Source organism: Citrobacter telavivensis (assembly GCF_041807075.1).
Lineage (GTDB): Bacteria > Pseudomonadota > Gammaproteobacteria > Enterobacterales > Enterobacteriaceae > Citrobacter_A > Citrobacter_A telavivensis.
In genome coordinates, this window is sequence record NZ_JBGUBF010000003.1 from 67,390 (window position 1) to 93,886 (window position 26,497).

The 26,497-nt window shown below is 54.7% G+C and carries 25 protein-coding genes; 18 read left to right on the forward strand and 7 right to left on the reverse strand.

Going from position 1 to position 26,497, the window contains the following annotated elements:
* Positions 1-2 precede the first annotated feature (2 nt).
* Complete coding sequence (locus ACERJC_RS15065; RefSeq protein WP_373671991.1) at positions 3-1,664, forward strand: putative transporter; 1,662 nt, start codon at positions 3-5, stop codon at positions 1,662-1,664.
* Positions 1,665-1,666: 2 nt separating this feature from the next.
* Here the strand turns inward: ACERJC_RS15065 and ACERJC_RS15070 are convergent, their stop codons facing one another.
* On the reverse strand, positions 1,667-2,383 hold the full coding sequence (locus tag ACERJC_RS15070; RefSeq protein ID WP_152406223.1) for a GntR family transcriptional regulator: 717 nt from the start codon (positions 2,381-2,383) through the stop codon (positions 1,667-1,669).
* A 222-nt stretch (positions 2,384-2,605) separates the two neighbouring features.
* Between ACERJC_RS15070 and ACERJC_RS15075 the strand changes: the two genes are divergently transcribed.
* From ACERJC_RS15075 to ACERJC_RS15095, 5 genes are all read left to right on the forward strand, one after another.
* Complete coding sequence (locus tag ACERJC_RS15075) at positions 2,606-4,228, forward strand: alpha-glucoside-specific PTS transporter subunit IIBC (protein WP_373671992.1); 1,623 nt, start codon at positions 2,606-2,608, stop codon at positions 4,226-4,228.
* Positions 4,225-5,547, forward strand: coding sequence for a 6-phospho-alpha-glucosidase (locus tag ACERJC_RS15080; protein WP_178826130.1), 1,323 nt, complete (start codon positions 4,225-4,227; stop codon positions 5,545-5,547). The genes ACERJC_RS15075 and ACERJC_RS15080 overlap by 4 nt, the downstream gene beginning before the upstream one ends.
* Positions 5,548-5,639: 92 nt before the next feature.
* Positions 5,640-5,987, forward strand: a complete 348-nt coding sequence (locus ACERJC_RS15085; RefSeq protein ID WP_152400782.1) for a YidH family protein — start codon at positions 5,640-5,642, stop codon at positions 5,985-5,987.
* Positions 5,977-6,339 (forward strand): DUF202 domain-containing protein, encoded by a 363-nt coding sequence (locus ACERJC_RS15090; protein WP_373671993.1) that lies wholly within the window; start codon positions 5,977-5,979, stop codon positions 6,337-6,339. The genes ACERJC_RS15085 and ACERJC_RS15090 overlap by 11 nt, the downstream gene beginning before the upstream one ends.
* A gap of 14 nt (positions 6,340-6,353) precedes the next feature.
* Positions 6,354-6,914: a radical SAM protein gene (locus ACERJC_RS15095; protein ID WP_373671994.1), complete on the forward strand. Its 561-nt coding sequence runs from the start codon at positions 6,354-6,356 to the stop codon at positions 6,912-6,914.
* Here the strand turns inward: ACERJC_RS15095 and dsdA are convergent.
* Together dsdA and dsdX are read right to left on the reverse strand one after the other, a co-directional pair.
* Entirely contained in the window at positions 6,911-8,233 is a 1,323-nt protein-coding gene (gene dsdA / locus ACERJC_RS15100; protein WP_371895455.1) for a D-serine ammonia-lyase, read from the reverse strand. The genes ACERJC_RS15095 and dsdA overlap by 4 nt on opposite strands.
* Before the next feature lie 17 nt (positions 8,234-8,250).
* A complete protein-coding gene (dsdX, locus tag ACERJC_RS15105; protein ID WP_152400774.1) occupies positions 8,251-9,588 on the reverse strand; it encodes a D-serine transporter DsdX in 1,338 nt (445 codons plus the stop codon).
* A 230-nt stretch (positions 9,589-9,818) separates the two neighbouring features.
* On the opposite strand from dsdX, the gene dsdC reads away from it, so the two are divergent.
* Entirely contained in the window at positions 9,819-10,775 is a 957-nt protein-coding gene (dsdC, locus tag ACERJC_RS15110; RefSeq protein ID WP_152400772.1) for a DNA-binding transcriptional regulator DsdC, read from the forward strand.
* A 56-nt stretch (positions 10,776-10,831) separates the two neighbouring features.
* Complete coding sequence (locus ACERJC_RS15115) at positions 10,832-11,881, forward strand: cellulase family glycosylhydrolase (RefSeq protein WP_371895456.1); 1,050 nt, start codon at positions 10,832-10,834, stop codon at positions 11,879-11,881.
* On the opposite strand, the gene emrD is transcribed toward ACERJC_RS15115, so the two are convergent.
* From emrD to tisB, 3 genes are all read right to left on the reverse strand, one after another.
* Complete coding sequence (gene emrD, locus ACERJC_RS15120) at positions 11,808-12,992, reverse strand: multidrug efflux MFS transporter EmrD (protein WP_373671995.1); 1,185 nt, start codon at positions 12,990-12,992, stop codon at positions 11,808-11,810. The genes ACERJC_RS15115 and emrD overlap by 74 nt on opposite strands.
* A gap of 179 nt (positions 12,993-13,171) precedes the next feature.
* The gene (locus ACERJC_RS15125) at positions 13,172-14,005 is read right to left on the reverse strand and encodes an EamA family transporter (RefSeq protein ID WP_371895457.1); all 834 of its coding nucleotides are present in this window, start codon (positions 14,003-14,005) and stop codon (positions 13,172-13,174) included.
* A 117-nt stretch (positions 14,006-14,122) separates the two neighbouring features.
* Positions 14,123-14,212 carry a type I toxin-antitoxin system toxin TisB gene (gene tisB, locus ACERJC_RS15130; protein WP_152400764.1) on the reverse strand — a complete coding sequence of 30 codons (90 nt, stop codon included), beginning with the start codon at positions 14,210-14,212 and terminating at the stop codon, positions 14,123-14,125.
* A 524-nt stretch (positions 14,213-14,736) separates the two neighbouring features.
* On the opposite strand from tisB, the gene ivbL reads away from it, so the two are divergent.
* The 3 genes from ivbL to ilvN all read left to right on the forward strand — a co-directional run bounded on the left by ivbL (position 14,737) and on the right by ilvN (position 16,931).
* Positions 14,737-14,835: an ilvB operon leader peptide IvbL gene (ivbL, locus tag ACERJC_RS15135; RefSeq protein WP_125369117.1), complete on the forward strand. Its 99-nt coding sequence runs from the start codon at positions 14,737-14,739 to the stop codon at positions 14,833-14,835.
* Positions 14,836-14,942: 107 nt separating this feature from the next.
* Positions 14,943-16,637 carry an acetolactate synthase large subunit gene (gene ilvB / locus ACERJC_RS15140; protein ID WP_371895458.1) on the forward strand — a complete coding sequence of 565 codons (1,695 nt, stop codon included), beginning with the start codon at positions 14,943-14,945 and terminating at the stop codon, positions 16,635-16,637.
* A gap of 3 nt (positions 16,638-16,640) precedes the next feature.
* Positions 16,641-16,931: an acetolactate synthase small subunit gene (gene ilvN, locus ACERJC_RS15145; protein WP_152400761.1), complete on the forward strand. Its 291-nt coding sequence runs from the start codon at positions 16,641-16,643 to the stop codon at positions 16,929-16,931.
* Position 16,932: 1 nt separating this feature from the next.
* Here ilvN and ACERJC_RS15150 read toward each other — a convergent pair whose 3' ends face one another.
* The gene (locus ACERJC_RS15150; protein WP_152400758.1) at positions 16,933-17,718 is read right to left on the reverse strand and encodes a DeoR family transcriptional regulator; all 786 of its coding nucleotides are present in this window, start codon (positions 17,716-17,718) and stop codon (positions 16,933-16,935) included.
* A gap of 326 nt (positions 17,719-18,044) precedes the next feature.
* Between ACERJC_RS15150 and rbsK the strand changes: the two genes are divergently transcribed.
* The 7 genes from rbsK (at position 18,045) to uhpT (ending at position 26,449) form a co-directional block, all read left to right on the forward strand.
* Positions 18,045-18,965: a ribokinase gene (rbsK, locus tag ACERJC_RS15155; RefSeq protein ID WP_178825759.1), complete on the forward strand. Its 921-nt coding sequence runs from the start codon at positions 18,045-18,047 to the stop codon at positions 18,963-18,965.
* Between the two features lie 27 nt (positions 18,966-18,992).
* Positions 18,993-20,306 carry an L-fucose:H+ symporter permease gene (fucP, locus tag ACERJC_RS15160; protein ID WP_152400754.1) on the forward strand — a complete coding sequence of 438 codons (1,314 nt, stop codon included), beginning with the start codon at positions 18,993-18,995 and terminating at the stop codon, positions 20,304-20,306.
* Between the two features lie 11 nt (positions 20,307-20,317).
* Positions 20,318-21,331: an aldose 1-epimerase family protein gene (locus tag ACERJC_RS15165; RefSeq protein WP_373671996.1), complete on the forward strand. Its 1,014-nt coding sequence runs from the start codon at positions 20,318-20,320 to the stop codon at positions 21,329-21,331.
* A gap of 153 nt (positions 21,332-21,484) precedes the next feature.
* Positions 21,485-22,075 (forward strand): response regulator transcription factor UhpA, encoded by a 591-nt coding sequence (gene uhpA / locus ACERJC_RS15170; protein WP_152400750.1) that lies wholly within the window; start codon positions 21,485-21,487, stop codon positions 22,073-22,075.
* A complete protein-coding gene (gene uhpB, locus ACERJC_RS15175) occupies positions 22,075-23,577 on the forward strand; it encodes a signal transduction histidine-protein kinase/phosphatase UhpB (RefSeq protein WP_373671997.1) in 1,503 nt (500 codons plus the stop codon). Before uhpA ends, uhpB begins: the two co-directional genes overlap by 1 nt.
* Before the next feature lie 9 nt (positions 23,578-23,586).
* Positions 23,587-24,915 (forward strand): MFS transporter, encoded by a 1,329-nt coding sequence (locus ACERJC_RS15180; RefSeq protein ID WP_373671998.1) that lies wholly within the window; start codon positions 23,587-23,589, stop codon positions 24,913-24,915.
* 142 nt (positions 24,916-25,057) lie between these two features.
* Positions 25,058-26,449: a hexose-6-phosphate:phosphate antiporter UhpT gene (gene uhpT, locus ACERJC_RS15185; RefSeq protein WP_192479424.1), complete on the forward strand. Its 1,392-nt coding sequence runs from the start codon at positions 25,058-25,060 to the stop codon at positions 26,447-26,449.
* Positions 26,450-26,497 lie beyond the last annotated feature (48 nt).

Consider the following 26,497-nt stretch of genomic DNA (forward strand, 5'->3'; position numbering starts at 1 on the left):
AAATGAGTGATATAGCATTGACGGTCAGCGTTCTGGCGTTGGTGGCGGTTGTCGGATTATGGATCGGCAATATCAAGGTGCGGGGTGTCGGCTTTGGCATCGGCGGCGTGTTATTCGGCGGTATCATCGTCGGCCACTTCGTTGATCAGGCTGGGGTGACGCTGAGCGGTGATATGCTGCACTTCATCCAGGAATTTGGCCTGATTCTTTTTGTTTACACCATTGGGATTCAGGTTGGACCGGGGTTCTTTGCCTCGTTGCGGGTTTCTGGCCTGCGTCTCAACCTGTTTGCGATTCTGATTGTCATCATGGGTGGGCTGGTCACCGCAATCCTGCATAAAGTTTTCGCCATTCCGCTGCCGGTGGTGCTGGGGATTTTCTCCGGTGCGGTCACCAATACCCCGGCACTGGGTGCCGGACAACAAATCCTGCGCGATCTGGGCACACCAATGGAACTGGTTGACCAGATGGGGATGAGCTACGCGATGGCGTATCCATTTGGGATTTGCGGTATTTTGCTGACCATGTGGCTGATGCGAATGATATTTCGTGTGAATGTGGAAGCAGAAGCGCGGGAGCATGAATCGACGCTCACTAACGGGCATTCGTTGATTCAGACTATCAATATCCGCGTTGAGAACCCCAACCTGAACAATATGGCGATTCAGGATGTGCCTATCCTCAACAGCGATAAAATTATCTGTTCACGACTGAAGCGCGAAGAGACGCTGATGGTGCCGTCGCCGGGAACCTTGATCCAGATGGGCGACCTTTTGCACCTGGTGGGGCAACCGGGCGATCTGCACAACGCGCAACTGGTGATTGGTCAGGAGGTGGATACGTCACTGTCGACCCGGGGAACCGATTTGCGCGTCGAACGCGTCGTGGTCACCAACGAAAAAGTGCTCGGCAAACGTATCCGCGATTTGCACTTTAAAGAGCGTTACGACGTGGTGATTTCTCGACTGAACCGTGCGGGCGTTGAACTGGTAGCCAGTAGCGATGCCAGTCTGCAGTTTGGTGACATCCTCAATCTGGTGGGACGACCGACCTCGATTGATGCGGTTGCCAATGTTGTGGGTAATGCCCAGCAAAAACTGCAGCAGGTGCAGATGCTGCCAGTGTTCATCGGTATCGGTCTGGGGGTGCTGCTTGGATCCATTCCGCTCTTTGTTCCCGGCTTCCCGGTGGCGTTAAAGCTGGGCCTGGCGGGCGGGCCGCTGATTATGGCATTGATTCTGGGGCGTATTGGCAGCATTGGTAAGCTGTACTGGTTTATGCCGCCGAGCGCGAACCTGGCGTTACGTGAACTGGGAATTGTGCTGTTCCTTGCCGTGGTGGGACTGAAATCGGGTGGTGACTTTATCGATACGCTGACCCGGGGGGATGGTCTGAGCTGGGTGGGCTACGGTATTTTTATTACTGCTATACCGCTTATCACCGTGGGTTTACTGGCTCGTATTTTCGCCAAAATGAACTACCTGACGCTGTGCGGGATGTTGGCCGGTTCGATGACCGATCCGCCGGCGCTGGCATTTGCTAATAACCTGCATGCCACCAGCGGCGCGGCGGCGCTGTCGTATGCGACGGTGTATCCGTTGGTGATGTTCCTGCGCATTATCACCCCGCAGTTGCTGGCGGTGATTTTCTGGGGAATGGGCTAATCTCAGGCTGAGTCCGGGTGGACGCGCCGTAAATGGTAGTCCACCTGATACTCGCTGGCGTTTCTGAACATCACCGAATAATTCAAAAACTCTCCGCTATCGCTGTATGACAGTGACGTAATCCGTAACAGCGGTGTCTGCTCCGGCACATTCATTTGGGTTGAAAGCTGTTTATCCGCAAGTACAGGTGACAGACTTTCATAATTACCGCTGATCGTGATCCCACACTCTTTCTCAATGTAATCGAATTTTGATCCCTCAAGATGGGCAAGCGAAAGATTGCGAAAGAGTTTTACCGGCATATAACTGTCTTCCAGCATTAAGGGCTTACCCTCAACATAGCGTACGCGGCGTGAAAAATAGATGCGTTCGTTTATCTGAATGCGTAGCTGGCTGGCAATCGCCGGTGGCGCAGGCATGACTTCGAAAACCAGCACCTGACTGGTCACCTCTTTCCCCTGTCGCTTCAGTACTTCCGCCAGCCCGGTCAGGTTGGAGGTTTCATGATGGACATCTTTGCGCGCCACGTAGGTTCCGCTACCGTGACGGCGCACGACTAAACCCCACTCCACCAGCACGTCAATCGCTTTACGGATCGTCATTCGCGAGACCGCAAACTCGACGGCGAGCTTTTTTTCACCCGGCAACGGACTTCCGATGTTGTAATCAGAAGAATTTAAGCGAATTCGTAGTCGTTCTGCTATCGATTTATAGATCACCACCAGACCTCTTTTTCCCTTTAAACACCGTAGTCAAAACGCTCAGATGTCTAACTTTTATTAAAAAAGTAGACCTCATTGATGAAATTAAAACCATGAAAGCGATCACGAATCGTCGCGGCATGTCATGTCCTGAGGATCGCAACTTTCTATTCTCGTGTCAGGCCAGCAATCACTACAAAAAAGGCCTCTCCCTACTGGTTGTTATATGAGGATGTGAAAATGCTCAGTCAAATACAACGTTTTGGTGGCGCGATGTTCACCCCGGTACTGCTCTTTCCTTTTGCCGGTATTGTGGTGGGTATTGCAATCATGCTCCGTAACCCACTTTTTGTGGGGGAAGCGCTCACCGATCCCAACAGTCTTTTTGCACAAATCGTCACCATTATTGAAGAAGGCGGATGGGCGGTGTTCCGCAATATGCCGTTGATTTTCGCCGTCGGTTTGCCTATTGGTCTGGCAAAACAGGCCCAGGGACGTGCCTGCCTCGCAGTACTGGTCAGCTTCCTGACATGGAATTACTTTATCAATGCGATGGGGATGACCTGGGGCCATTTTTTTGGTGTCGATTTTAGTGTAGACCCGACAGCGGGTAGCGGTTTGACCATGATGGCCGGGATTAAAACGCTTGATACCAGCATTATTGGCGCCATTGCCATTTCAGGTATTGTCACCGCGCTCCATAACCGTTTTTTTGATAAACCACTGCCTGTATTTCTGGGGATTTTCCAGGGAACCTCATTTGTCGTCATCATTGCTTTTCTGGTGATGATTCCCTGCGCCTGGCTAACTCTGCTGGGGTGGCCAAAAGTACAAATGGGCATCGAATCACTGCAGGCGTTTTTACGTTCTGCCGGAGCCCTTGGTGTATGGGTCTATATTTTCCTCGAACGCATCCTTATCCCAACTGGTTTACACCACTTTGTCTATGGTCCGTTCATTTTTGGTCCGGCAGTGGTGGAAAGCGGCATTCAGGTCTACTGGGCTCAGCATTTGCAGGAATTCAGTCAGAGTACTGAATCGCTGAAAATCCTGTTCCCGGAAGGTGGCTTTGCGCTACACGGTAATTCTAAAGTCTTTGGTTCAGTAGGGATTGCGCTGGCGCTCTACTTTACCGCCGCCCCAGAAAACCGTGTAAAAGTGGCCGGTTTACTTGTCCCTGCGACGCTAACAGCCATGCTGGTGGGGATTACCGAACCACTGGAATTTACCTTCCTGTTTATCTCGCCGTTACTTTTTGCCGTGCACGCGGTGCTGGCAGCCTCGATGGCGACAGTCATGTACATGTGCGGCGTGGTGGGCAACTTTGGTGGTGGTCTGTTGGATCAGTTCCTGCCACAGAACTGGATACCGATGTTCCATAACCATGCGTCAATGATGTTTATCCAGATTGCCGTTGGTATCTGTTTTACGGCCCTCTACTTCGTCATCTTTCGTGCGCTGATCCTGCGTTTCAACCTGAAAACGCCGGGTCGTGAAGAGAGCGAGATCAAACTCTACAGCAAAGCGGATTACCAGGCCGCGCGCGGCAAAACCAGCGCCGCAGCCGCTTCGGATAACCCATTGGGTCAGGCTGCCGGTTTGCTACAGGCGCTCGGTGGCGCAGCCAACATTGAAAGTATTAACAACTGTGCCACCCGGTTACGTATCGCACTGATTGACATGGCAAAAACTCAAAGTGATGACGTCTTCAAAGCGCTCGGCGCACACGGTGTTGTGCGTCGCGGTAACGGTATTCAGGTGATTGTCGGCCTGCATGTTCCTCAGGTTCGTGACCAGCTCGAAACGCTAATGAAATCTTCTTTATCAAACGAACATATCCCCATGACGGAGGCAGTATCATGAAAAAATTCTCGGTGGTAATCGCGGGCGGCGGGAGTACGTTTACGCCAGGTATCGTACTGATGTTGCTGGCAAATCAGGACAGGTTTCCCCTGCGTTCGCTGAAATTCTATGACAATGACGGGGTGCGTCAGGAGGTCATTGCCGAGGCGTGCAAAATCATTCTCAAAGAGCAGGCACCGGAGATCGCGTTTAGTTACACCACCGATCCCGAAGCCGCCTTTACCGATGTGGATTTCGTGATGGCGCACATTCGCGTAGGGAAATACCCGATGCGCGAAAAAGACGAAAAAATCCCGTTGCGTCATGGCGTATTGGGTCAGGAAACGTGTGGGCCCGGAGGGATCGCCTATGGCATGCGTTCAATCGGCGGCGTGCTGGAACTGGTGGACTATATGGAAAAATACTCACCCAATGCCTGGATGCTGAACTACTCCAACCCGGCAGCGATTGTGGCGGAAGCGACCCGTCGCTTGCGACCGAATGCCAAAATTCTCAATATCTGCGATATGCCGATCGGGATTGAAGGGCGCATGGCGCAGATTGTTGGGCTTAAAGATCGTAAACAGATGCGTGTTCGTTACTATGGTCTGAACCATTTTGGCTGGTGGACGTCGATTGAAGATCTGAACGGAAACGATCTGATGCCAAAATTACGTGAATATGTGGCGAAAAATGGCTATGTGCCGCCTTCTGACGATGTACATACCGAAGCAAGCTGGAATGACACGTTTGCCAAAGCCAAAGATGTGCAGGCGCTCGATCCGCAAACGATGCCGAACACGTACCTGAAATATTATCTCTTCCCGGACTATGTGGTGGCGCATTCCAACCCGGAACGCACCCGCGCCAACGAAGTGATGGATCACCGTGAGAAGCATGTCTTCAGCGCCTGTCGGGCGATTATCAATGCCGGTGACTCTTCAGCGGGTGAGTTGGAGATTGATGAACATGCTTCCTACATTGTCGATCTGGCGGCAGCTATCGCTTTTAATACTCAGGAGCGGATGCTACTGATTGTGCCGAACAATGGGGCAATTCATAACTTTGATGAGACGGCAATGGTAGAAATTCCATGCCTGGTGGGACATAACGGCCCGGAACCGTTAACCGTAGGCGATATTCCGCACTTCCAGAAAGGGCTTATGAGTCAGCAGGTGGCGGTTGAAAAACTGGTGGTGGATGCCTGGGAACAACGTTCTTACCAGAAGCTCTGGCAGGCGATCACCTTATCTAAAACGGTACCCAGCGCGTCTGTGGCGAAAGTCATTCTCGATGATTTAATTGAGGCAAATAAAGGCTACTGGCCGGAATTACACTAAACCTCCTGACCGGCATCGGACGATGCCGGTCTCCTCGTTCTTGTCGATTTAGGCTATTCTGGAACCTGCCTGCAGCCCGACAAGGAATATTCATGAAACTTTCTCGCCTCGGAGAATCACCGGATTACCGTTTCTCGCTGGCAAACGAGCGTACCTATCTGGCGTGGATTCGTACTGCGCTGGGTTTTCTGGCCGCAGGCGTCGGGCTTGACCAATTGGCACCGGACTTCGCCACGCCGGTGATCCGCGAACTGTTGGCGCTGCTGCTTTGTCTGTTTGCTGGCGGCCTGGCGATTTACGGTTATCTGCGCTGGTTACGCAATGAAAAGGCGATGCGGCTGAAGGAAGATTTACCTTATACCCGCAGTCTGCTGGTTATCAGTCTAATTTTGACAATGGTGGCGATCGTCGTGATGGCGCTGGTGCTGTATGCCGGATAGCCGTAAGGCCCGTCGCATGACCGATCCGGGGCTGCAACCGGAGCGCACATCGCTGGCATGGTTGCGCACACTGCTGGGCTATGGCGCGCTGATGGCGCTGGCGGTGAAACATCACTGGCATCAGGCGGGATTCCTGTTCTGGGTCTCGATTGTGGTACTGGCCATCGTGGGCCTCATTCTCTGGCGCTATACCCGCAAGCGCAATCTGATGGATGTCTCGCTCCTCGATTTTTCCCAATCTCGCGCGGTTCGTGACAAATTTATGATCTCCCTCGCGGTGTTATCTCTCGCAATACTGTTTGCTGTAACGCACGTTCGCCAACTTATCCTCTTGATCGGAAATTTTGCATGACAGGATGTCAGGTCATGGCCAAACCGGCCAGTTCACGTTGTAACCTGGATTGTCGTCACTGCTTCTACAATGATACCGCTTACCTGTCTGTGACGGTGAATCGTCAGAACAGCCGATGGCCTAAACTGTTGTATCAGCAACTTCGCCAGAGCGGTGCTTCTCTGCTGCAGTTTATTCCACTCATGGAGCGAGATGAACACGGCATACTGACGGTAGAATCGGTGGAGCCACAGGTGTGGGGAACATTTCTCACTACTGTATTTGATATCTGGGTGCGTGAAGATATTGGACGTGTACATGTTCGGCTTTTTGATGTCGTGCTGAATGAGTGGTGTGGGTATTCACGCCATGAGGAAAAAACGGCAGTCAGCACTGATTGTCAGCGCTGTACTGTATTGCGCTTTTGTCATGGCGACTGTCCAAAGCATCGGGATGAGAGTGGGAAAAGCGTGCTGTGCGCAGGATACCGTGCATTTATCGATTATACCGCGCCGCACATGCGCGTGATGCGCGATCTGATCAGGCAGCATCGCTCACCGACAGAGCTGATGGCGATGCTGCGCACAGGACGTTAGTGCCCTTTCGCCAGGTATTGCGCCATTTCTGCTTCTGGCACCATGCCGCCGCCCGTTGCCCAGACCAGGTGCGTGGCATTATTGAGTTGCTCAGCGCTGATGCTCTGCATCTGCTGATAGTCAGCGGATGCGCAGACGCGCTGAGGCCCGGCCATTCCCGCCAGGGCTGACGGTTCCAGACGAATGTTCTCCTCCTGCGCCAGCCAGCCCAGCATGTCGTACATAGACCGATCGCTTAAGGTATACAACCCGTCGAGCAGACGTTCCATCGCTCTACCGACAAAACCCGATGCACGTCCGACGGCTAATCCGTCTGCCGCCGTCAGGTTGTCGATACCGATGTCCTGTACGGCGATCTCATCGTGCAGCCCGGTGTACACACCCAGCAGCATGCACGGAGAATGGGTTGGTTCAGCGAAGAAGCAGTGCACGTTATCGCCAAATGCCAGTTTCAGACCAAACGCTACCCCGCCGGGGCCACCGCCCACGCCGCACGGCAGATAAACAAACAGCGGGTGATCGGCATCCACCACGCGGCCTTGCTGTTCGAATTGCGCTTTCAGACGCTGCCCGGCAACCGCATAACCTAAAAACAGCGTGCGGGAGTTTTCATCGTCGATAAAGAAGCAGTTCGGATCGGACTGCGCAGCCTTGCGGCCTTGCTCAACCGCCACGCCATAATCTTCTTCGTACTCAACAACCGTAACGCCGTGGCTGCGCAGTTTGGCTTTTTTCCACGCACGGGCATCAGCAGACATATGCACCGTGACGTTAAAGCCAATGCGGGCGCTCATAATACCGATAGACAGCCCCAGGTTGCCGGTTGAACCCACAGCGATACTGTACTGGCTAAAAAAGGCTTTGAATTTCGGAGAAAGCAGAACGCTGTAGTCCTCTTCGGGGGTCAGCATACCGGCTTCCCGCGCCAGTTTTTCGGCGTGCGTCAGGACTTCATAAATGCCGCCGCGCGCTTTAATCGAGCCGGAAATCGGCAAATGGCTGTCTTTTTTCAGCAGGATTTCCCCGCTGATTTTCTGTCCGTACTGTTTTTCCAGACGTTGTTGCATGGCCGGAATGGCGACGACCTCAGATTCAATGATCCCACCGGTTGCTGCGGTTTCCGGGAAGGCTTTGGCCAGATACGGTGCGAAGCGCGCCAGACGGGCGTGGGCACCCTTAACGTCTTGTTCCGTCAGCCCCACATAAGGTAAACCTTCCGCCAGAGAGGTGGTTCCCGGGTTGAACCAGGTCGTTTCTCGCAGAGCCACCAGATCCTCCACCAAAGGATACTGGGCGATAAGTTTTTGTATGTTTTCCATAGGACGTCTCTTTGCGCTTAGATGATAAAGGAAAGCAGGAATGTGCAAGCCAGTGCAATAACCGAGGCGATAAATGTCGCGGTCGTATAGTATTTGAACGTCTCATTCAGGGTGGCGCCGCAGTACTGCTTAACCAGCCAGAAGAGGGAGTCGGTAACGATCGTGCAGCCAATGGCACCAGAACCGATGGCAATGGCGATGATCTCCGGACTGACGTTGGGATACATCGGCAGCATCGGCGCGACAATCGCCGTGGCGCCCATCATCGCCACCGTGGCAGAACCGACCGCCGCGTGCAGAATCAGCGCGACCAGCCAGGCCAGCAGGATAGGGTGCATGTCCATGTTGGAGAGGATCACCGCCAGCGTGTCTGCCAGACCGCTGCTCTTGAGGATGGCGTTGAACGCGCCGCCCGCCCCGATAATCAACAGAATATTGGCGATGGAACCAAAACCGTTTTCGGTATGGGTGAGCAGTGCGCTCATGCCAATATGCTGGCGCAGACCGAGAATGTAATACGCCACAAAGACGGCGATAAACATGGCAGTGATCGGGTTGCCGATAAATTCCAGCAGGGTGTACAGCGTGCTGCCTTTGGTCATGTTCAATTCAGCCACGGTTTTCACCAGCATCAAACCAATCGGCAGCAGGACGGTAAACAGCGTTGCACCCAGCGACGGCAGTGTGCTCTCCTCGCGTACTTTGAGGTCTGCAAACTCAGCGGGAACCGGTTTGAACGGCAGGCGATTACCGAGAAATTTCAGGAACAGCGGGCCGCCTATCAGTGAGGCCATCAGGCCAACCAGCAGGCCGTAGACGATCACGGAACCAATATCCGCACCCAGTTTATTGGCAACAAACAGCGCGGCCGGGTGCGGCGGCACGACGCAGTGAACGGCCATTAGCGCGGTACACAGTGGGATAGCCAGTTTCAGCAGTGAGGTGTTGGTTTTTTTCGCGATGGAGAACGCCAGGGGAATCAACAGCACCACGCCAACTTCAACGAACAGCGTAATCCCGCAAATCAACCCCACCAGCACCATAATGACGTCAGCGGAGAGCCAGCGGCAGCGCTGTAGCGTTAAGCCGATGCGTTCCGCCGCGCCGGAAACCTCCATCATTTTACCGAGAATGGTACCCAGACCGATGACTGCGGCGAGGAAGCCGAGCGTACCGCCGATCCCGCTTTCGATGGCATTGACCATGTCCAGCGGCCCCATGCCCATCATGGTCCCGACAAAGAAACTGGCGAGCAGCAGTGCCAGGAACGGGTGGAATTTGAATTTCACGATGGTCAGTACAATTAACACAATGCTAATTAGCAGCGTGCTCACAACCCAGATTTGAGAGTGCATATCTCACCTTGCCCTGTGATTTACCTGCCCCTATTGGACAAAAATTCGGCGTGGGCTGACAAACGATATAAATCCTCGTTCACATGAATCAGATTGAATCAAAGAGGTGATTTGCATCGAACAATCGCGCAATTTTGCGATATGGTTCACTCTCACTCATCTTTTTGCTGATTTTTTCTGCGGTTTTTTTTACACTTCGCCGGACTGAAGCTGAAGTCACCGAGGTACTCATGGAACCCCTTCGCGAAGTCAGAAACCACCTCCTGAACGGCTGGCAATTATCCAAACTGTACACATTTGAAGTGGCGGCCCGGCATCAGTCGTTTGCGATGGCCGCAGACGAGTTATCGCTGAGCCCCAGTGCTATCAGCCACCGCATTAACCAACTGGAAGAGGAGTTGGGGATCCAGCTTTTCGTGCGCTCGCACCGCAAAGTGGAACTCACCCATGAAGGTAAACGGGTGTTCTGGGCGCTGAAATCGTCGCTGGATACGCTGAACCAGGAGATCCTCGATATCAAAAATCAGGAGCTTTCCGGGACGCTGACCGTCTATTCTCGCCCGTCTATCGCGCAGTGCTGGCTGGTGCCTGCGCTGGGTGACTTTACCCGCCGCTATCCGTCGATTTCGCTCACCATATTAACGGGTAACGACAATGTGAACCTGCAGCGCGCTGGGGTCGATCTGGCGCTCTACTTTGACGATGCGCCTTCGGCCCAGCTGGAGCATCACTTCTTAATGGACGAGGCGATTCTTCCCGTCTGTAGTCCGGATTATGCTCAACGCTTTGATTTAATGGGGTCTCTGGTGAATCTGCCACATTGTACGCTGTTGCACGATCGTCAGGCCTGGAGCAATGATTCAGGGACCGACGAGTGGCATAGCTGGGCGCAACATTTTGCAGTGAATCTGCCGACATCGTCGGGAATTGGCTTTGATCGTTCAGATTTAGCGGTGATTGCTGCCATGAACCATATCGGCGTGGCGATGGGACGCAGACGGCTGGTACAAAAGCGACTGGAGAGCGGTGAGCTGGTCGCGCCTTTTGGTGAGATGGCGCTGACCTGTCACCAGCATTACTACATGACGACGTTACCCGGCAGGCAATGGCCGAAAATTGAGGCCTTTATCAACTGGCTGCATGAGCAAGCGAAGTCGTTTTCCAGAAGCGAAACTGCTACACGGTAAATAAAAAAGCGTGCTAAATACGTGATATTGCGCCTGCAAAATTGCTGAGGGTCATCGTGATTAAACCACTTGTCTCGCTCTTTGTGTTTGTCAGTTTCGCCCTTGGGGCAGCACAATCGCCGCTGACGGCGGCACATTATGCGCAGCAACTTGGTGTGGGAATGGACGTCGACTGGGCGCGCACTGAACAAGGTATCCGGGAGTTCGACCCGCTGGTGGTGCGGGACTTCAAGGCGAAAGGGATCGCTCATGTGCGTATTCGGGTAAGCGGAGAACCCACGGAGGCGCGGCTTATTCATCTGCGCAAACTGGTGGAGGCCTGCGAGCAGTACGGCGTGATCCCGATTATCGCTTTTCAGGCGGACGAGTATAAAAATGACCCCAGTGCGAGCAATGAAAAAGAGGTGATCAACTGGTGGGTCGCGGTGGCGCACTATTTTGCCCACAGCGCGCCGCTGCTGGGGTTTGATCTGATTTACGAACCGGCCGGTAAGCTGAATCATAATCTGACGTCCCTGAACCGGGTGTATGACAAAACCATTCGTACTATCCACGCCATCGACCCGCAACGGATGATTTTTGTCGCGCCTCGTCTGCGTGCTGCACCGGAAGATCTGCCCAGTCTCAGGCTGCCACCGCAGAGTCAGAGCTATGTCCTGGCGCAATGGCATATCTTCCCGTGGGGGCCGGTGAAAAATAACGGCAAATACCCCTGGACGTCGGGTACGGCTGCAGAGAAAGCGGCGATTCGCGCGCGCATCAACACTGCTGTGCACTGGCAGCAAAAAAGCGGGCATGTCAGTTGGGTTGGCGGATGGGCCACGGGAGAAACCAGCAAGAATCCTCCGTCCTCTTCACAGCTCGCTTTTGCCACGTTCATGGCATGTGAGTTGAAGAAGGCGAAAATTCCCTACGCGATCAACGCCGATACGCAGTTTTACGATGGGGAGGAAGGCGCGTGGCGGCCCGCGCTCGAGCCGCTGTTAATGGCGATGATTGCGCCGGACTGCGAAACGCCCGGCCATACGGTCATTAAATCGCCTGCCCCTGGTGTGAAAAACGCGCCGCCAGCGGCAACCAGCACAGTAAAATCAGCAGTCCCATAAGCGTCATCAACAGGCCGAGACTGCCCTGCCCGGTCTGCGGCAGCATAGCGGAAAGCCATGCCAGTACGCCGGAACCAATATTTTGCAGACCGCCTACCAGCGCGCCCGCTGTACCGGCGAGGAACGGAAAGGGTTCCATCGCGCCGCTGGTCGCCAGCGGGAACAGCATCCCGGTGCCGAAGAAGAACAGCGCGGCGGGGATCAGCAGCGTCCAGACGTTCATCACGCCGAACCAGCCGGGGATCCACATCATCAGCCCTGCCAGCAGACAGCTCACCACTGACTGCCACATCAGCGTAGAGAAGCGTTTATTCGGGCGACCGGCAAACCATGCACCGAAAAACGCCGCCGGGATCGGCAGGATAAACAGGATACTCACCACCATGCTGCTCAGTCCTAACACCGCACCCATCAGCACGCCGGAACAGGCTTCGAATACAGCGATACCGGCCAGTCCGCCAATCAGCATCAGCAGATAACAGTTAAACGCGCTGTGACCAAACAAGGTTTTATAGCTGGTCATCAGCCGCGTGCGCGGTGCGCCAGTGGGACGTGTTTCCGGCATCCAGCGCGCCATGCTGAAGGTGACGCCCGCACAGAGCACAAGCAGGAAGACGTAACAGGCGCGCCAGTTCCACACCGTATCCAGCAGCCCGCCAATCAGCGGTGCCAGCAGCGGACTGACCAGGATACCCATATTCAGCATGCTGTTGGCGTGGCGCAGCTGCGTGCCTTCGTACAGATCGCGCGGCAAGGTTCGCGCCATCACCCCGCCGACACCGGTCCCCATCCCCTGCAATGCGCTGGCGGCGATCAGCACCGTCAGGCTGTGAGTCGTAATGGCGACCAGCGTGGCGAGCATAAAAATCGACATCCCGACGAGGATCACCGGACGGCGTCCGACGCGGTCGGAAAGCGGGCCATAAAACAGTTGCGATACGCCATAGGTCAGCAGATAGGCTGCCATCACGCTTTGCACGGCCCCTTCGCGAACGTTTAGCTCGCGTGCCATGTCGGCAATGGCTGGGATATAAATGGTTTGTGCCATCTGACCCACAGCCACAAGTAATACCAACATCAACAACAAATTGACGTTTCTCTGCCTTTTCATTTCGCTGAATACTTTTTAAAAAGAGAAAAAATAAGAATAAGGTGCTGCGCATTCCCATAAATGCGAGTGAAATCTACCACACTAAAAAAAGAAGGCCAGATGGCAGGCGGGAATGGAAAAGGGCTGAACGGCAGGATATGTAAACAAAAAGCGGCAACAAATGTTGCCGAGAGTGTGTTCTAGGACAAACGCAGCAGTATCGCGCCTGCCGCAATCCCGCCAGCAGCCACGAGGCGCAATCCTGCGACCCGTTCTTTCAGCAGCAGCCAGGCGATAAGCGCGCCGAACAGGATTGAGGTTTCACGCAGTGCAGCGACCACCGCCAGCGGCGCGAGGGTCATCGCCCAGAGCGCCAGTCCGTAAGAGCCCATTGTGGCAATGCCGCCAAAAATTCCCTTTTTCCAGTGCTGCGTCAGATAGTGCAATGCTTCCCGGCGACGGGCCACCATCGCCCATCCCAGCAGGCAGGAGCCGTTCAAAAAGAAGGTCCAGAGCGTGTATCCCAGCGCGGTTTCCGACAGTCTGACGCCGGTGCCGTCGACCAGTGTATACCCGGCGATAAAACAGGCGTTAATCAGCGCGAGCACAATACCCTGCTGCGAACGGGCCCGACCGTTAAAAGCCATACCGAGGATGGCGGCGCAGATCACTGCAATTCCCGTCCAGGCCAGCGTGGACAGGCTATCGCCAAGAAACAGTACGCTGATGATAGCCACCAGCAGCGGTGCCGTCCCGCGCATCAGCGGATAGGTCTGACTCATATCGGAGACGGTATAGGTTCTGGCGACCAGCACGGTGTAGACCACCTGTAATGCGGTCGAGGCGGCTAAAAACGGGATGCTGGCGGTCGAGGGTTGTGGTGCAAAGGGCAGGCACAGGAGCGCCATGATGGCGGCGGAACCGCTGACGCTGATGGCAGCGTAGAGCTTGTCGTTTCCGGCTTTCACAATGGCGTTCCAGCTGGCGTGCAGCAGCGCGGCAAACAGCAAAATGCAGAAAACGGAAAGGGTCATAGCGTAGGCGTCACCAGGAAATGTCATAAAAATGTAACATATCATCACCGCGCAAGCATCAGTCGATGTAAAAGGGGAGCGGTTGCCCGCTCCCCTTTGGTGCGACTTGACTCTGAATTACTTCAGGTATTTCAGAACAGCATCAAGCAGTTGCATGGCTGCAACGATGAGTTTCAGGATAAGAATAACGATATCCACGAGGCTCATACGCGTCTCCTTTTGGCAAAGGAGCACGGTGCTGACGTACCTTTCCGCCGCCTGTTACCAGCACCTTCGTTGACATAACACAGTGTGCTCACCGGGGGGGTTAAGGCGCTGACGGCACCACCCGTTTCAGCCAGGACTTTGTTGCGCCGGTCTACGATGCGGCCCCACCTAACACATTGCGTACTGAGACATTATAGATAAATACTGTATAAATGAACAGGTATTTATGGACAGTACCGAACTTCTGATCCATACTCAAAAGCGTCAAAATCCGTGCCGAAATTGCGTGTTCTTCGCAGAACGCGTATACTTTTGCTGTTGACATAACACAGTGTGCTTTGCGACTACCAACCGCATAACGCTGAAAAAACCTCGCTCCGGCGGGGTTTTTTGTTTTGGCCGCTTTTTCCTGGTGAAACGTGATCGTCGACGCATTTTTACGCAGATGAAAATTTTTCCGTTGTCAGCTTATGAAAGCTGTGCTTGTATAAATCCTGTTAATCATTAAACAGACAAGGTCCCTAATGAACTCTTCCATGCTGACGTCGACCCTACTAAAAACTGCGCCATCTTGCGCAGCGGTCGTCGTGCGTGTGGTGGTGGTCGTCGGCAATGCGCCGTAGGGTCCGGAACAACACACGATTCCAAAACCCCGCCGGCGCAAACCGGGCGGGGTTTTTCGTTTAAGAGACCTGCCCGGAGCGTTGGCCCAGAACAAAAGGACTGGAGTATGGCAAGTTCGGGCACAACATCAACATCCCAGCGTACGCGTTTTACCGGCGCTGAATTTATCGTTCATTTTCTGGAACGTCAGGGCATTAAGATTGTCACTGGCATTCCGGGTGGATCGATTCTTCCCGTCTATGATGCCTTAAGTCAGAGCACGCAAATCCGCCATATTCTGGCGCGCCACGAGCAGGGTGCGGGGTTCATTGCGCAGGGTATGGCGCGAACCGACGGTAAACCGGCGGTGTGCATGGCCTGTAGCGGGCCAGGCGCAACCAATCTGGTGACCGCCATCGCCGATGCGCGGCTGGATTCTATCCCCATGGTGTGTATTACCGGGCAGGTTCCGGCCTCAATGATCGGCACCGACGCCTTCCAGGAAGTGGACACCTACGGCATCTCTATCCCCATCACTAAACATAACTATCTGGTCAGACATATCGATGAACTCCCGCAGGTGATGAGCGACGCATTTCGTCTCGCTCAATCCGGACGTCCTGGCCCGGTGTGGATAGACATACCTAAGGATATCCAGATGGCGGTTCTCGAGATTGACGAGATGCCAGAGCCGGCACAGAAAATGGCGACGCCGGAATTCAGCGCAGAGAGCATTCGTGAAGCGGCCGAGATGATTAACGCCGCACAGCGTCCGGTGCTGTACCTCGGCGGCGGGGTGATTAATGCGCCGCAGCGGGTGCGTGAGCTGGCGGAAAAGGCGCAGTTGCCGACCACCATGACGCTGATGGCGCTGGGAATGCTGCCGAAGGCGCATCCGCTGTCGTTAGGCATGTTGGGGATGCACGGTGCGCGCAGCACTAACTTCATCCTGCAAGAGGCGGATCTGCTGGTGGTGCTGGGCGCGCGTTTTGATGACCGGGCGATTGGCAAAACCGAGCAGTTCTGCCCGAATGCCAAAATCATCCATGTCGATATCGACCGTGCGGAGCTGGGCAAAATCAAGCAGCCGCATATCGCTATTCAGGCTGATGTGGATGAGGTACTGGCCCAGTTGATTCCGCAAATCGACGCAAACCCGCGCGCTGAGTGGCACCAGTTGGTCAGCGATCTGCAACGTGAATTCCCGTGCGCTATCCCGCAGGAGAGCGACCCGCTGTGCCACTACGGCCTGATCAACGCGGTAGCGGCCTGCGTGGACGATAATGCGATTATCACTACCGACGTGGGTCAGCATCAGATGTGGGCAGCGCAGGCCTATCCGCTGAACCGTCCTCGCCAGTGGCTGACTTCTGGCGGTCTGGGCACCATGGGATTTGGTCTGCCGGCAGCGATTGGCGCAGCGCTGGCGAACCCGGATAAGAAAGTACTGTGTTTCTCCGGCGACGGCAGTCTGATGATGAACATTCAGGAGATGGCGACCGCCAGTGAAAATCAGCTGGATGTGAAAATCATTCTGATGAACAACGAAGCGCTGGGGCTGGTGCATCAGCAGCAGAGCCTGTTCTATAAGCAGGGCGTTTTTGCCGCGACGTATCCGGGGACAATCAACTTTATGCAGATTGCTGCCGGATTCGGTTTGCAAACCTGCGATCTGAATAACGAAGCTGACCCACAGGCGGCATTGCAGGCGATCATCAGCCGACCGGGGCCGGCGCTGATCCATGTCCGCATTGATGCGGAAGAAAAAGTGTATCCAATGGTACCGCCAGGCGCGGCAAATACTGAGATGGTGGGGGAATAAACCATGCAGAAACAATCACATGAGAACGTCATTCTGGAACTCACCGTCCGCAACCACCCAGGCGTGATGACCCACGTTTGCGGGCTATTCGCCCGCCGTGCATTTAACGTCGAGGGGATCCTCTGTCTGCCGATTCAAAGCAGCGACCAGAGCCGTATCTGGCTACTGGTCAACGACGATCAGCGTCTGGAGCAGATGATTAGCCAAATCGATAAGCTGGAAGATGTGGTGAGAGTGGTGCGTAATCAGTCAGACCCCACAATGTTCAACAAAATTGCCGTGTTCTTTGAGTAACTTAATCGCCGTCTGAATCAGGGGTGATCACCTTGACGGAACCGTTCCGGCAGTGGGTGGCATAATCTGCCGGTAGCGGACGATCGCATATCAGGACATCAAAGGTGGAAAGCGGACCAATGCTGGCGGGGGCGACCTCATCGAACAGGGCGTAACGCGTCAGTAAAATTTTACGCAGTCCGCGCTCCATTGCTTTGCGCTTGGTGGCGAGGTCGTCCGGGTTAAACCAACTGACGCCGAAGTGTTCGTGTACGCCGCTGGCGGAGATAAACACTTTTCGCGGATTCAGGGAATCCAGCGGTGAAGGGTTATTCGCATCGTAAAATGCGTCGCTCTTCGCCCGATACGTTCCACCACAGAGGATCGGCGTGGCGTTGGGCTTTTCATTGAGCGCGATAAAAACCTGGTGCGAGTAGCAGATCCCGGTAAAGGCGATCTCGTCCGGGATCATACCGATCACCAACGGCATCTCCGGACCATTATCAAAAAAGATCAGATCGTTTTCGCTCACCAGACCGGCCGCCAGGATAGCGACGGGTAAATCGTCGCGATGATGGGTCTTGTTGGCTGGCTGGGGGACGTTAGCTGGCGCGGTGGGTTTGCTGACCATCACGATATAGCCGCCGAGCAGTGTCAGGGGCAGCGGCTCGTCATCCTGGCTGAGATCCCGGCGAATGGTCATCACGGAAACCTCCAGCATCCGCGCGGCGTCTTTCAGATGGATGCGGTCGGTCTTCTTCAATAGTTCCATCAGACGTCGAATACGTTCTTTTTGTTTGGTTTCCATTCACCTTCTCCGCGATTCATGTTGCGAATGTTCCATGAGTAACATTTTTGTGTCTCTCGGAACATCATCTTGCTGCATTACTATACGTCTGGCTGGCGGGAATTAAAAGCGCGTTTGTTCGCGTTTTTTTGATTGTAACTGGTTTAATTTCAGTTAATTGTAACAGTTTAGATGCTGTTGACAGGTAACAGTGAATCATGAGGTGGGCAATAAATAAACAGGGAAATGATCTTCCAATCGCGATCGTAGTCACAAATGATACGGAAGTAACATGATAATGTTATTTTATTATCATTGTTATGTGATTGTTTCTTAGAGGGTGTAAAATGGATATCGCGGTTATTGGCTCCAACATGGTGGATCTCATCACTTATACCAACCAGATGCCCAAAGAAGGCGAAACCCTGGAAGCGCCGGCGTTTAAAATCGGCTGCGGTGGTAAAGGCGCAAATCAGGCCGTTGCGGCGGCGAAACTCAACTCCAAAGTGCTGATGCTGACCAAAGTCGGCGACGATATCTTTGCGGATAACACCATTCGCAATCTCGAATCCTGGGGCATCAACACCACCTATGTCGAAAAAGTCCCGTGCACCAGTAGCGGCGTGGCACCGATTTTTGTGAATGCGAACTCCAGTAACAGCATTCTTATTATTAAAGGAGCGAACAAGTTTCTCTCCCCGGAAGATATCGATCGCGCTGCGGAAGATTTAAAAAAATGTCAGCTGATTGTCTTGCAACTGGAAGTTCAACTGGAGACGGTTTACCACGCCATTGAGTTCGGCAAAAAGCATGGCATCGAAGTATTATTAAATCCCGCACCGGCATTGCGTGAATTAGATATGTCCTATGCCTGTAAATGTGATTTCTTTGTACCAAACGAAACCGAACTGGAAATATTAACCGGTATGCCAGTGGAGTCGTATGATGATATTTGCACCGCCGCCCGTTCCCTGGTGGATAAAGGGTTAAACAATATTATTGTGACCATGGGTGAAAAAGGTGCGCTTTGGATGACGCGCGATCAGGAAGTGCATGTTCCGGCGTTTCGCGTTAATGCTGTTGATACCAGTGGCGCAGGCGATGCCTTTATCGGTTGCTTTGCCCATTACTACGTTCAGAGCGGAGATGTCGAAGCCGCAATGAAGAAAGCCGTCCTTTTCGCTGCGTTTAGCGTGACCGGGAAAGGCACACAATCCTCTTATCCGAGTATCGAACAATTTAATGAATTTCTTACCCTAAACGAATAATACTTCTGCACTGTAAAAGGTAGCACTATGAACGATAAAAACATCATTCAGATGCCCGATGGGTATCTGAATAAGACCCCTCTGTTCCAGTTTATTTTGTTATCCTGTTTATTCCCGTTATGGGGATGCGCAGCCGCATTAAATGATATTCTGATTACGCAATTTAAAAGTGTATTTTCACTCAGTAACTTTGCCTCAGCATTAGTTCAGAGCGCCTTTTATGGCGGTTATTTTTTAATTGCGATCCCGGCATCTCTGGTGATTAAAAAAACCAGTTATAAAGTGGCGATATTAACCGGCCTGACGCTGTACATTGTCGGCTGTACGCTCTTTTTCCCGGCCTCGCACATGGCGACCTACACCATGTTCCTTGCCGCGATCTTCGCGATTGCGATTGGTCTGAGCTTCCTGGAAACCGCAGCGAACACCTACAGTTCGATGATCGGCCCAAAAGCCTATGCCACCTTACGCCTGAATATCAGCCAGACGTTTTATCCTATTGGCGCGGCGTCCGGCATTTTGCTGGGGAAATATCTGGTCTTTTCCGAAGGCGACAGCCTGGAAAAACAGATGGCGGGAATGAATGCCGAGCAGATCCATAACTTTAAAGTGCTGATGCTGGAAAACACCCTTGAGCCGTATAAGTACATGATTATGGTTCTGGTGGTGGTGATGGTGCTGTTTTTGTTAACCCGCTTCCCGACCTGCAAAGTGGCGCAAACCGCCAACCATAAACGCCCGTCGGCGATGGACACGTTGCGCTATCTGGCCAGCAATGCCCGTTTCCGCCGCGGTATTGTGGCGCAGTTCCTGTATGTGGGGATGCAGGTGGCCGTGTGGTCATTCACTATCCGTCTAGCGCTGGAGTTGGGCGATATCAACGAGCGTGATGCCTCTAACTTCATGGTCTATAGCTTTGCCTGCTTCTTTATCGGTAAGTTTATCGCCAACATCCTGATGACCCGCTTTAACCCGGAAAAAGTGCTGATTCTTTACTCCGTCATCGGCGCGCTGTTCCTTGCCTATGTTTCGCTGGCACCGAGCTTTAGCGCCGTGTACGTCGCAGTGCTGGTGAGCATTCTGTTTGGTCCCTGCTGGGCGACGATTTATGCCGGCACGCTGGATACGGTGGATAACGAACATACCGAAATGGCGGGCGCGGTGATCGTGATGGCCATCGTTGGCGCCGCCGTGGTCCCGGCGATTCAGGGTTATGTGGCGGATATGTTCCACTCGCTGCAACTCTCGTTCCTTGTCTCCATGCTGTGTTTCGTTTACGTGGGGATCTACTTCTGGCGCGAAAGCAAAGTGCGCAGCCTGGCTGAAGCGACCGCTTCCTGAGGAGAACGATTATGACAACACGTATCACGCTGTGGCGGACGCTCTTTAGTGAACATCCGCAAATCCTGCTGGAGAACAGCGATTTCACGGTTACCGCCTTTCGTTATGCCAGCGGTGTGGAAGGGCTGAAGGTGCAGAACAGTCGTGGTCATCTGGTGATTCTGCCCTGGATGGGGCAGATTCTCTGGGACGCGCAGTTTGACGGCCACGATCTGACCATGCGCAACATGTTCCGCCAGCCGAAACCCGCAGCGGAAGTGGTGGCGACCTATGGCTGTTTTGCTTTCCATTCAGGACTGCTGGCCAATGGCTGCCCGTCGCCGGAAGATACTCACCCGTTACACGGTGAAATGGCCTGTGCTGCGATGGACGAGGCCTGGCTGGAACTGGACGGCGACAGCCTGCGCGTGACCGGACGCTACGAGTATGTGATGGGATTCGGTCATCATTATCAGGCGCAGCCTGCGGTGGTGATGCATAAAGCGAGCGCGCTGTTTGATATTCAGATGGCCGTCACTAACCTCGCGTCTGTCGCGATGCCGCTGCAGTACATGTGCCACATGAACTATGCATATGTGCCAGAGGCGACGTTCAGCCAGAATATTCCGGATGAGGCGCTGCGGCTTCGCGAATCGGTCCCGGCGCATGTGAAACCCACCGAACAGTGGCTGGCATTTAATCAACGGATCTTACAAGGCGAAGCGTCGCTGGCGACGCTCAATGAACCCAGCTTCTACGATCCGGAAATCGTCTTCTTTGCCGACCAGTTGGACAGGTATACGGATAAACCCGAATTCCGCATGATCGCCCCGGATGGCACCACGTTTGTTACCCGTTTCGCCAGTTCGGAACTCAACTACGTGACCCGCTGGATCCTGTATAACGGCGATCAGCAGGTCGCGGCATTTGCCCTGCCTGCCACCTGCCGTCCGGAAGGATTTCTTGCCGCCCAGCGAAACGGCACGCTGATTGAGGTTCAACCGCAGCAAACCCGGACATTTACGGTCACCACCGGCATCGCCTGAACGCTCAAGGCTTGAACAGCAACGCGCTTATCGTTAAGGTAAGCGCTTTCGCCGGATGGCGGCGTAAACGCCTTATCCGGCCTACAGCGGTAACTGCCTGTAGGCCGGATAAGCGTAGCGCCATCAGGCCGTTGCACGCGCCAGGACAGAAGCATGATCACCGTTGCCCTTATAGACGACCACCTTATCGTTCGCTCCGGCTTTGCCCAACTGCTGGGGCTGGAGGCGGATTTGCAGGTTGTTGCCGAGTTTGGCTCGGGGCGTGAGGCGCTGGCAGGATTACCGGGACGCGGCGTTCAGGTGTGCATTTGCGACATCTCAATGCCGGACATATCCGGACTGGAGCTATTAAGCCAGTTACCGAAAGGGATGGCGACCATCATGCTTTCTGTTCACGATAGCCCGGCGCTGGTGGAACAGGCATTGAACGCCGGGGCGCGCGGTTTTCTCTCTAAACGCTGTAGTCCTGATGAACTGATCGCGGCGGTGCATACGGTGGCAACCGGAGGTTGTTATCTGACGCCAGAAATTGCCGTCAAACTGGCGGCCGGACGTCAGGATCCGCTGACCCGACGCGAGCGCCAGGTGGCGGAAAAGCTGGCGCAGGGGATGGCGGTGAAAGAGATCGCCGCCGAGCTGGGGCTCTCGCCGAAAACGGTGCACGTCCATCGCGCTAACCTGATGGAAAAACTGGGTGTCAGTAATGACGTTGAGCTGGCGCGGCGCATGTTTGACGGCTGGTAATGAAAACCCTGTTCTCTCGGCTAATCACCGTTCTCGCCTGTTTTTTTATCTTCTCTGCCGCCTGGTTTTGTCTGTGGAGCATTAGCCTGCACCTGGTTGAGCGCCCGGAACTGGCGGTACTGCTGTTCCCGTTTGGTTTGCGTCTGGGGCTGATGCTGCAATGTCCGCGCGGCTACTGGCCGGTTTTGCTGGGCGCGGAATGGCTACTCACCTTCTGGCTGGCGCAGGAAGTGGCGTTGGCGCATCTGCCTCTTTTGATGATCGGCAGTTTGCTGACGCTGCTGCCCGTGGCGCTGATCTCCCGCTATCGCCATCAGCGCGACTGGCGGACGTTGTTGCTTCAGGGGGCGGCGTTGACGGCGGCGGCGCTGTTGCAGTCGCTGCCCTGGCTGGGACAGGGGGAAACGGCGTGGAATGCCCTGCTGCTGACCCTGACCGGCGGATTAACGCTGGCGCCTATCTGCCTGGTGTTCTGGCATTATCTGACCAGTACCACCTGGTTGCCACTGGGCCCGGCGCTGGTGTCGCAACCGGTGAACTGGCGCGGTCGGCACCTGATCTGGTATCTGCTGCTGTTCAGCGTCAGCCTGTGGCTCCAGTTGGGATTGCCCGCCGAGCTTTCGCGGTTTACCCCCTTCTGTCTGGCACTGCCTATTATCGCGCTGGCCTGGCACTATGGCTGGCAGGGGGCACTGATCGCAACGCTGATGAACGCCATTGCGCTAATTGCCAGCCAGACCTGGCACGATCATCCCGTAGATTTACTGCTCTCTCTGCTGGCGCAAAGCCTGACCGGGCTACTGCTTGGCGCAGGCATTCAGCGTCTGCGTGAGTTGAATCAATCACTGCAAAACGAACTGGCGCGTAATCATCGGCTGGCGGAGCGCCTGCTGGAAACCGAAGAGAGTGTGCGCCGCGACGTGGCGCGTGAGTTGCACGATGATATCGGACAGACCATCACCGCCATCCGTACCCAGGCCGGGATTGTACAGCGGCTGGCGGTGGAAAACGGCGGCGTGAAGCAGAGCGGACAACTTATCGAACAGCTGTCGCTTGGCGTTTATGATTCCGTGCGGCGCCTGTTGGGACGCCTGCGTCCGCGCCAGCTGGACGATTTAACGCTGGAACACGCGATCCGCTCGCTGATGCGGGAAATGGAGCTGGAAAGCCGCGGCATCGTCAGCCATCTCGACTGGCGAATCGACGAGATGGCGCTCAGCGAAAGTCAGCGCGTCACCCTGTTTCGCGTCTGCCAGGAAGGGCTGAACAATATTGTGAAACACGCCAATGCCAGCGCGGTGACGCTGCAGGGCTGGCAGCAGGACGAGCGGCTGATGCTGGTAATTGAGGATGACGGTAGCGGTTTGCCGCCGGGCTCCGGCCAGCAGGGGTTTGGCCTGACCGGGATGCGCGAGCGCGTGACGGCGCTCGGCGGTTCACTGACGATTTCCTGCACCCACGGTACGCGAGTCAGCGTCTCGTTGCCCCTGCGTTACGTTTAAGGAGCGGCGATGCTGACCTTCTTCAAAGCACCGGCGAATGCGCCGCAGTTAACGGACAAGCGCGAGATTGACGAACGCTACCGCTACTGGCGTCGTCACATCCTGTTGACCATCTGGCTGGGCTACGCCCTGTTCTACTTCACCCGTAAAAGTTTTAACGCTGCCGTGCCGGACATTCTCGTCAGCGGTGTATTAAGCCGTAGCGATATTGGCCTGCTGGCGACGCTGTTTTACATCACCTATGGCGTGTCGAAATTCGTTTCCGGCATCGTCAGCGATCGTTCCAACGCTCGCTATTTCATGGGGATCGGGCTGATTGCCACCGGTATCGTCAACATTCTGTTTGGTTTCTCCACCTCGCTCTGGGCGTTTGCCCTGCTGTGGGCGCTGAACGCCTTCTTCCAGGGCTGGGGCGCGCCGGTGTGCGCCCGTCTGCTGACGGCGTGGTATTCCCGTAACGAGCGCGGCAGCTGGTGGGCTATCTGGAATACCGCGCACAACGTTGGCGGCGCGCTGATCCCGATCGTCATGGCCGCTGTGGCGCTGCACTATGGCTGGCGTGCCGGGATGATGATGGCCGGAACGCTGGCGATTGTCGTCGGGTTTTTTCTCTGCTGGCGACTACGCGACCGTCCGCAGGCCGTGGGATTACCGCCGGTAGGCGACTGGCAGCACGATGCGCTGGAAATCGCCCAGCAGCAGGAAGGCGCAGGACTGACCCGCAAAGAGATCCTCACCAAATACGTGCTGTTCAATCCTTACATTTGGCTATTGTCGCTCTGTTATGTGCTGGTATACGTGGTGCGTGCGGCCATCAACGACTGGGGCAATCTGTATATGTCCGAGACGCTGGGCGTCGATCTGGTGGCTGCCAATATGGCGGTGACGATGTTTGAACTGGGCGGATTTATCGGCGCACTGGTGGCAGGCTGGGGATCGGATAAACTGTTCAACGGAAACCGTGGGCCGATGAACCTGATTTTTGCCGCCGGGATTTTGCTTTCGGTCGGCTCGCTATGGCTGATGCCGTTTGCCAGTTACGTGATGCAGGCTGCCTGCTTTTTCACTACCGGATTCTTTGTCTTTGGCCCGCAGATGCTGATCGGAATGGCGGCGGCGGAGTGCTCGCACAAAGAGGCGGCGGGCGCGGCGACCGGGTTTGTGGGACTTTTCGCCTATCTCGGCGCCTCGCTTTCCGGTTGGCCGCTGGCGCAGGTGATGGAAACCTGGCACTGGACCGGTTTCTTCGTTGTTATTGCTATCGCCGCCGGCATCTCAGCCCTGTTATTACTGCCGTTCCTCAACGCGCAGGCCCCGCGCGTGGCCAGTGAAGCGTGATGTAGCTCACTTTTTTACCGCGAGTGGGGCAAAACTAAGACATTTTCCCGGTTTCGCCTGGACGCTGTCTCAGGCGTGTCTCCCGACTGATTTTTACAATGCCTGCTATTCGCAGGTATAAAAATGAACTCGGGAGTGTCCTATGCTGGCCTTTCTAAACCAGGTGCGTAAACCCACCCTGGATCTGCCGCTCGATGTGCGGCGCAAGATGTGGTTCAAACCGTTCATGCAGTCTTATCTGGTGGTCTTTATCGGCTATCTGACCATGTACTTGATCCGCAAGAATTTTAACATCGCCCAGAATGACATGATCTCCACCTACGGGTTGAGCATGACGCAACTGGGGATGATTGGCCTGGGGTTCTCCATTACCTACGGCGTGGGTAAAACGTTGGTCTCCTATTACGCTGACGGCAAAAACACCAAGCAGTTCCTGCCGCTTATGCTGATCCTCTCCGCGATTTGTATGCTCGGCTTCAGCGCCAGCATGGGCACCGGCTCGGTGAGCCTGTTCCTGATGATCGCCTTCTATGCCCTGAGCGGTTTCTTTCAGAGTACCGGCGGGTCATGCAGCTATTCCACTATCACAAAATGGACGCCTCGCCGTAAGCGCGGCACCTTTCTCGGCTTCTGGAATATCTCTCATAACCTCGGCGGCGCGGGCGCGGCAGGCGTGGCGCTGTTCGGTGCGAACGTCCTGTTCGACGGGCACGTGATTGGGATGTTTATCTTCCCGTCGATTATCGCTCTGATTGTCGGCTTTATCGGTCTGCGATTCGGTAGCGATTCGCCGGAATCTTACGGTCTCGGCAAAGCTGAAGAGTTATTCGGCGAAGAGATCAGCGAAGAGGATAAAGAGACTGAAGAAAATGACATGACCAAATGGCAGATCTTTGTTGAATATGTGCTGAAAAACAAAGTCATCTGGCTGCTGTGTTTCTCCAACATCTTCCTGTACGTGGTGCGTATCGGTATCGACCAGTGGTCGACGGTGTACGCTTTCCAGGAGCTGAAACTGTCCAAAGAGGTGGCCATTCAGGGCTTTACTCTGTTTGAGGTGGGCGCGCTGGTGGGGACGCTGCTGTGGGGGTGGCTCTCGGATCTGGCGAACGGTCGACGGGCGCTGGTGGCCTGTGTGGCGCTGGCACTGATCATCGCGACGCTTGGCGTCTATCAACATGCCAGCAATCAGTATGTCTATCTCGCGTCACTGTTTGCGCTCGGTTTCCTGGTGTTTGGTCCGCAGTTGCTGATTGGCGTAGCGGCGGTGGGCTTTGTCCCGAAAAAAGCCATTGGCGCAGCGGATGGTATCAAAGGCACCTTTGCCTATCTGATTGGCGATAGCTTTGCCAAGCTAGGCCTGGGGATGATTGCTGACGGTACGCCCGTGTTTGGTCTGACCGGTTGGGCGGGCACCTTTGCTGCTCTGGACGCTGCCGCGATTGGCTGCATCTGCCTGATGGCCATGGTCGCGGTCATGGAAGAACGCAAAATCCGTCGGGAAAGAAAAATTCAGCAGTTAAGAACCGCTTAAGTGTGTCGTGGGTAACATGTTGCCCAGCCTGTGCGCTGGGCTTTTTTA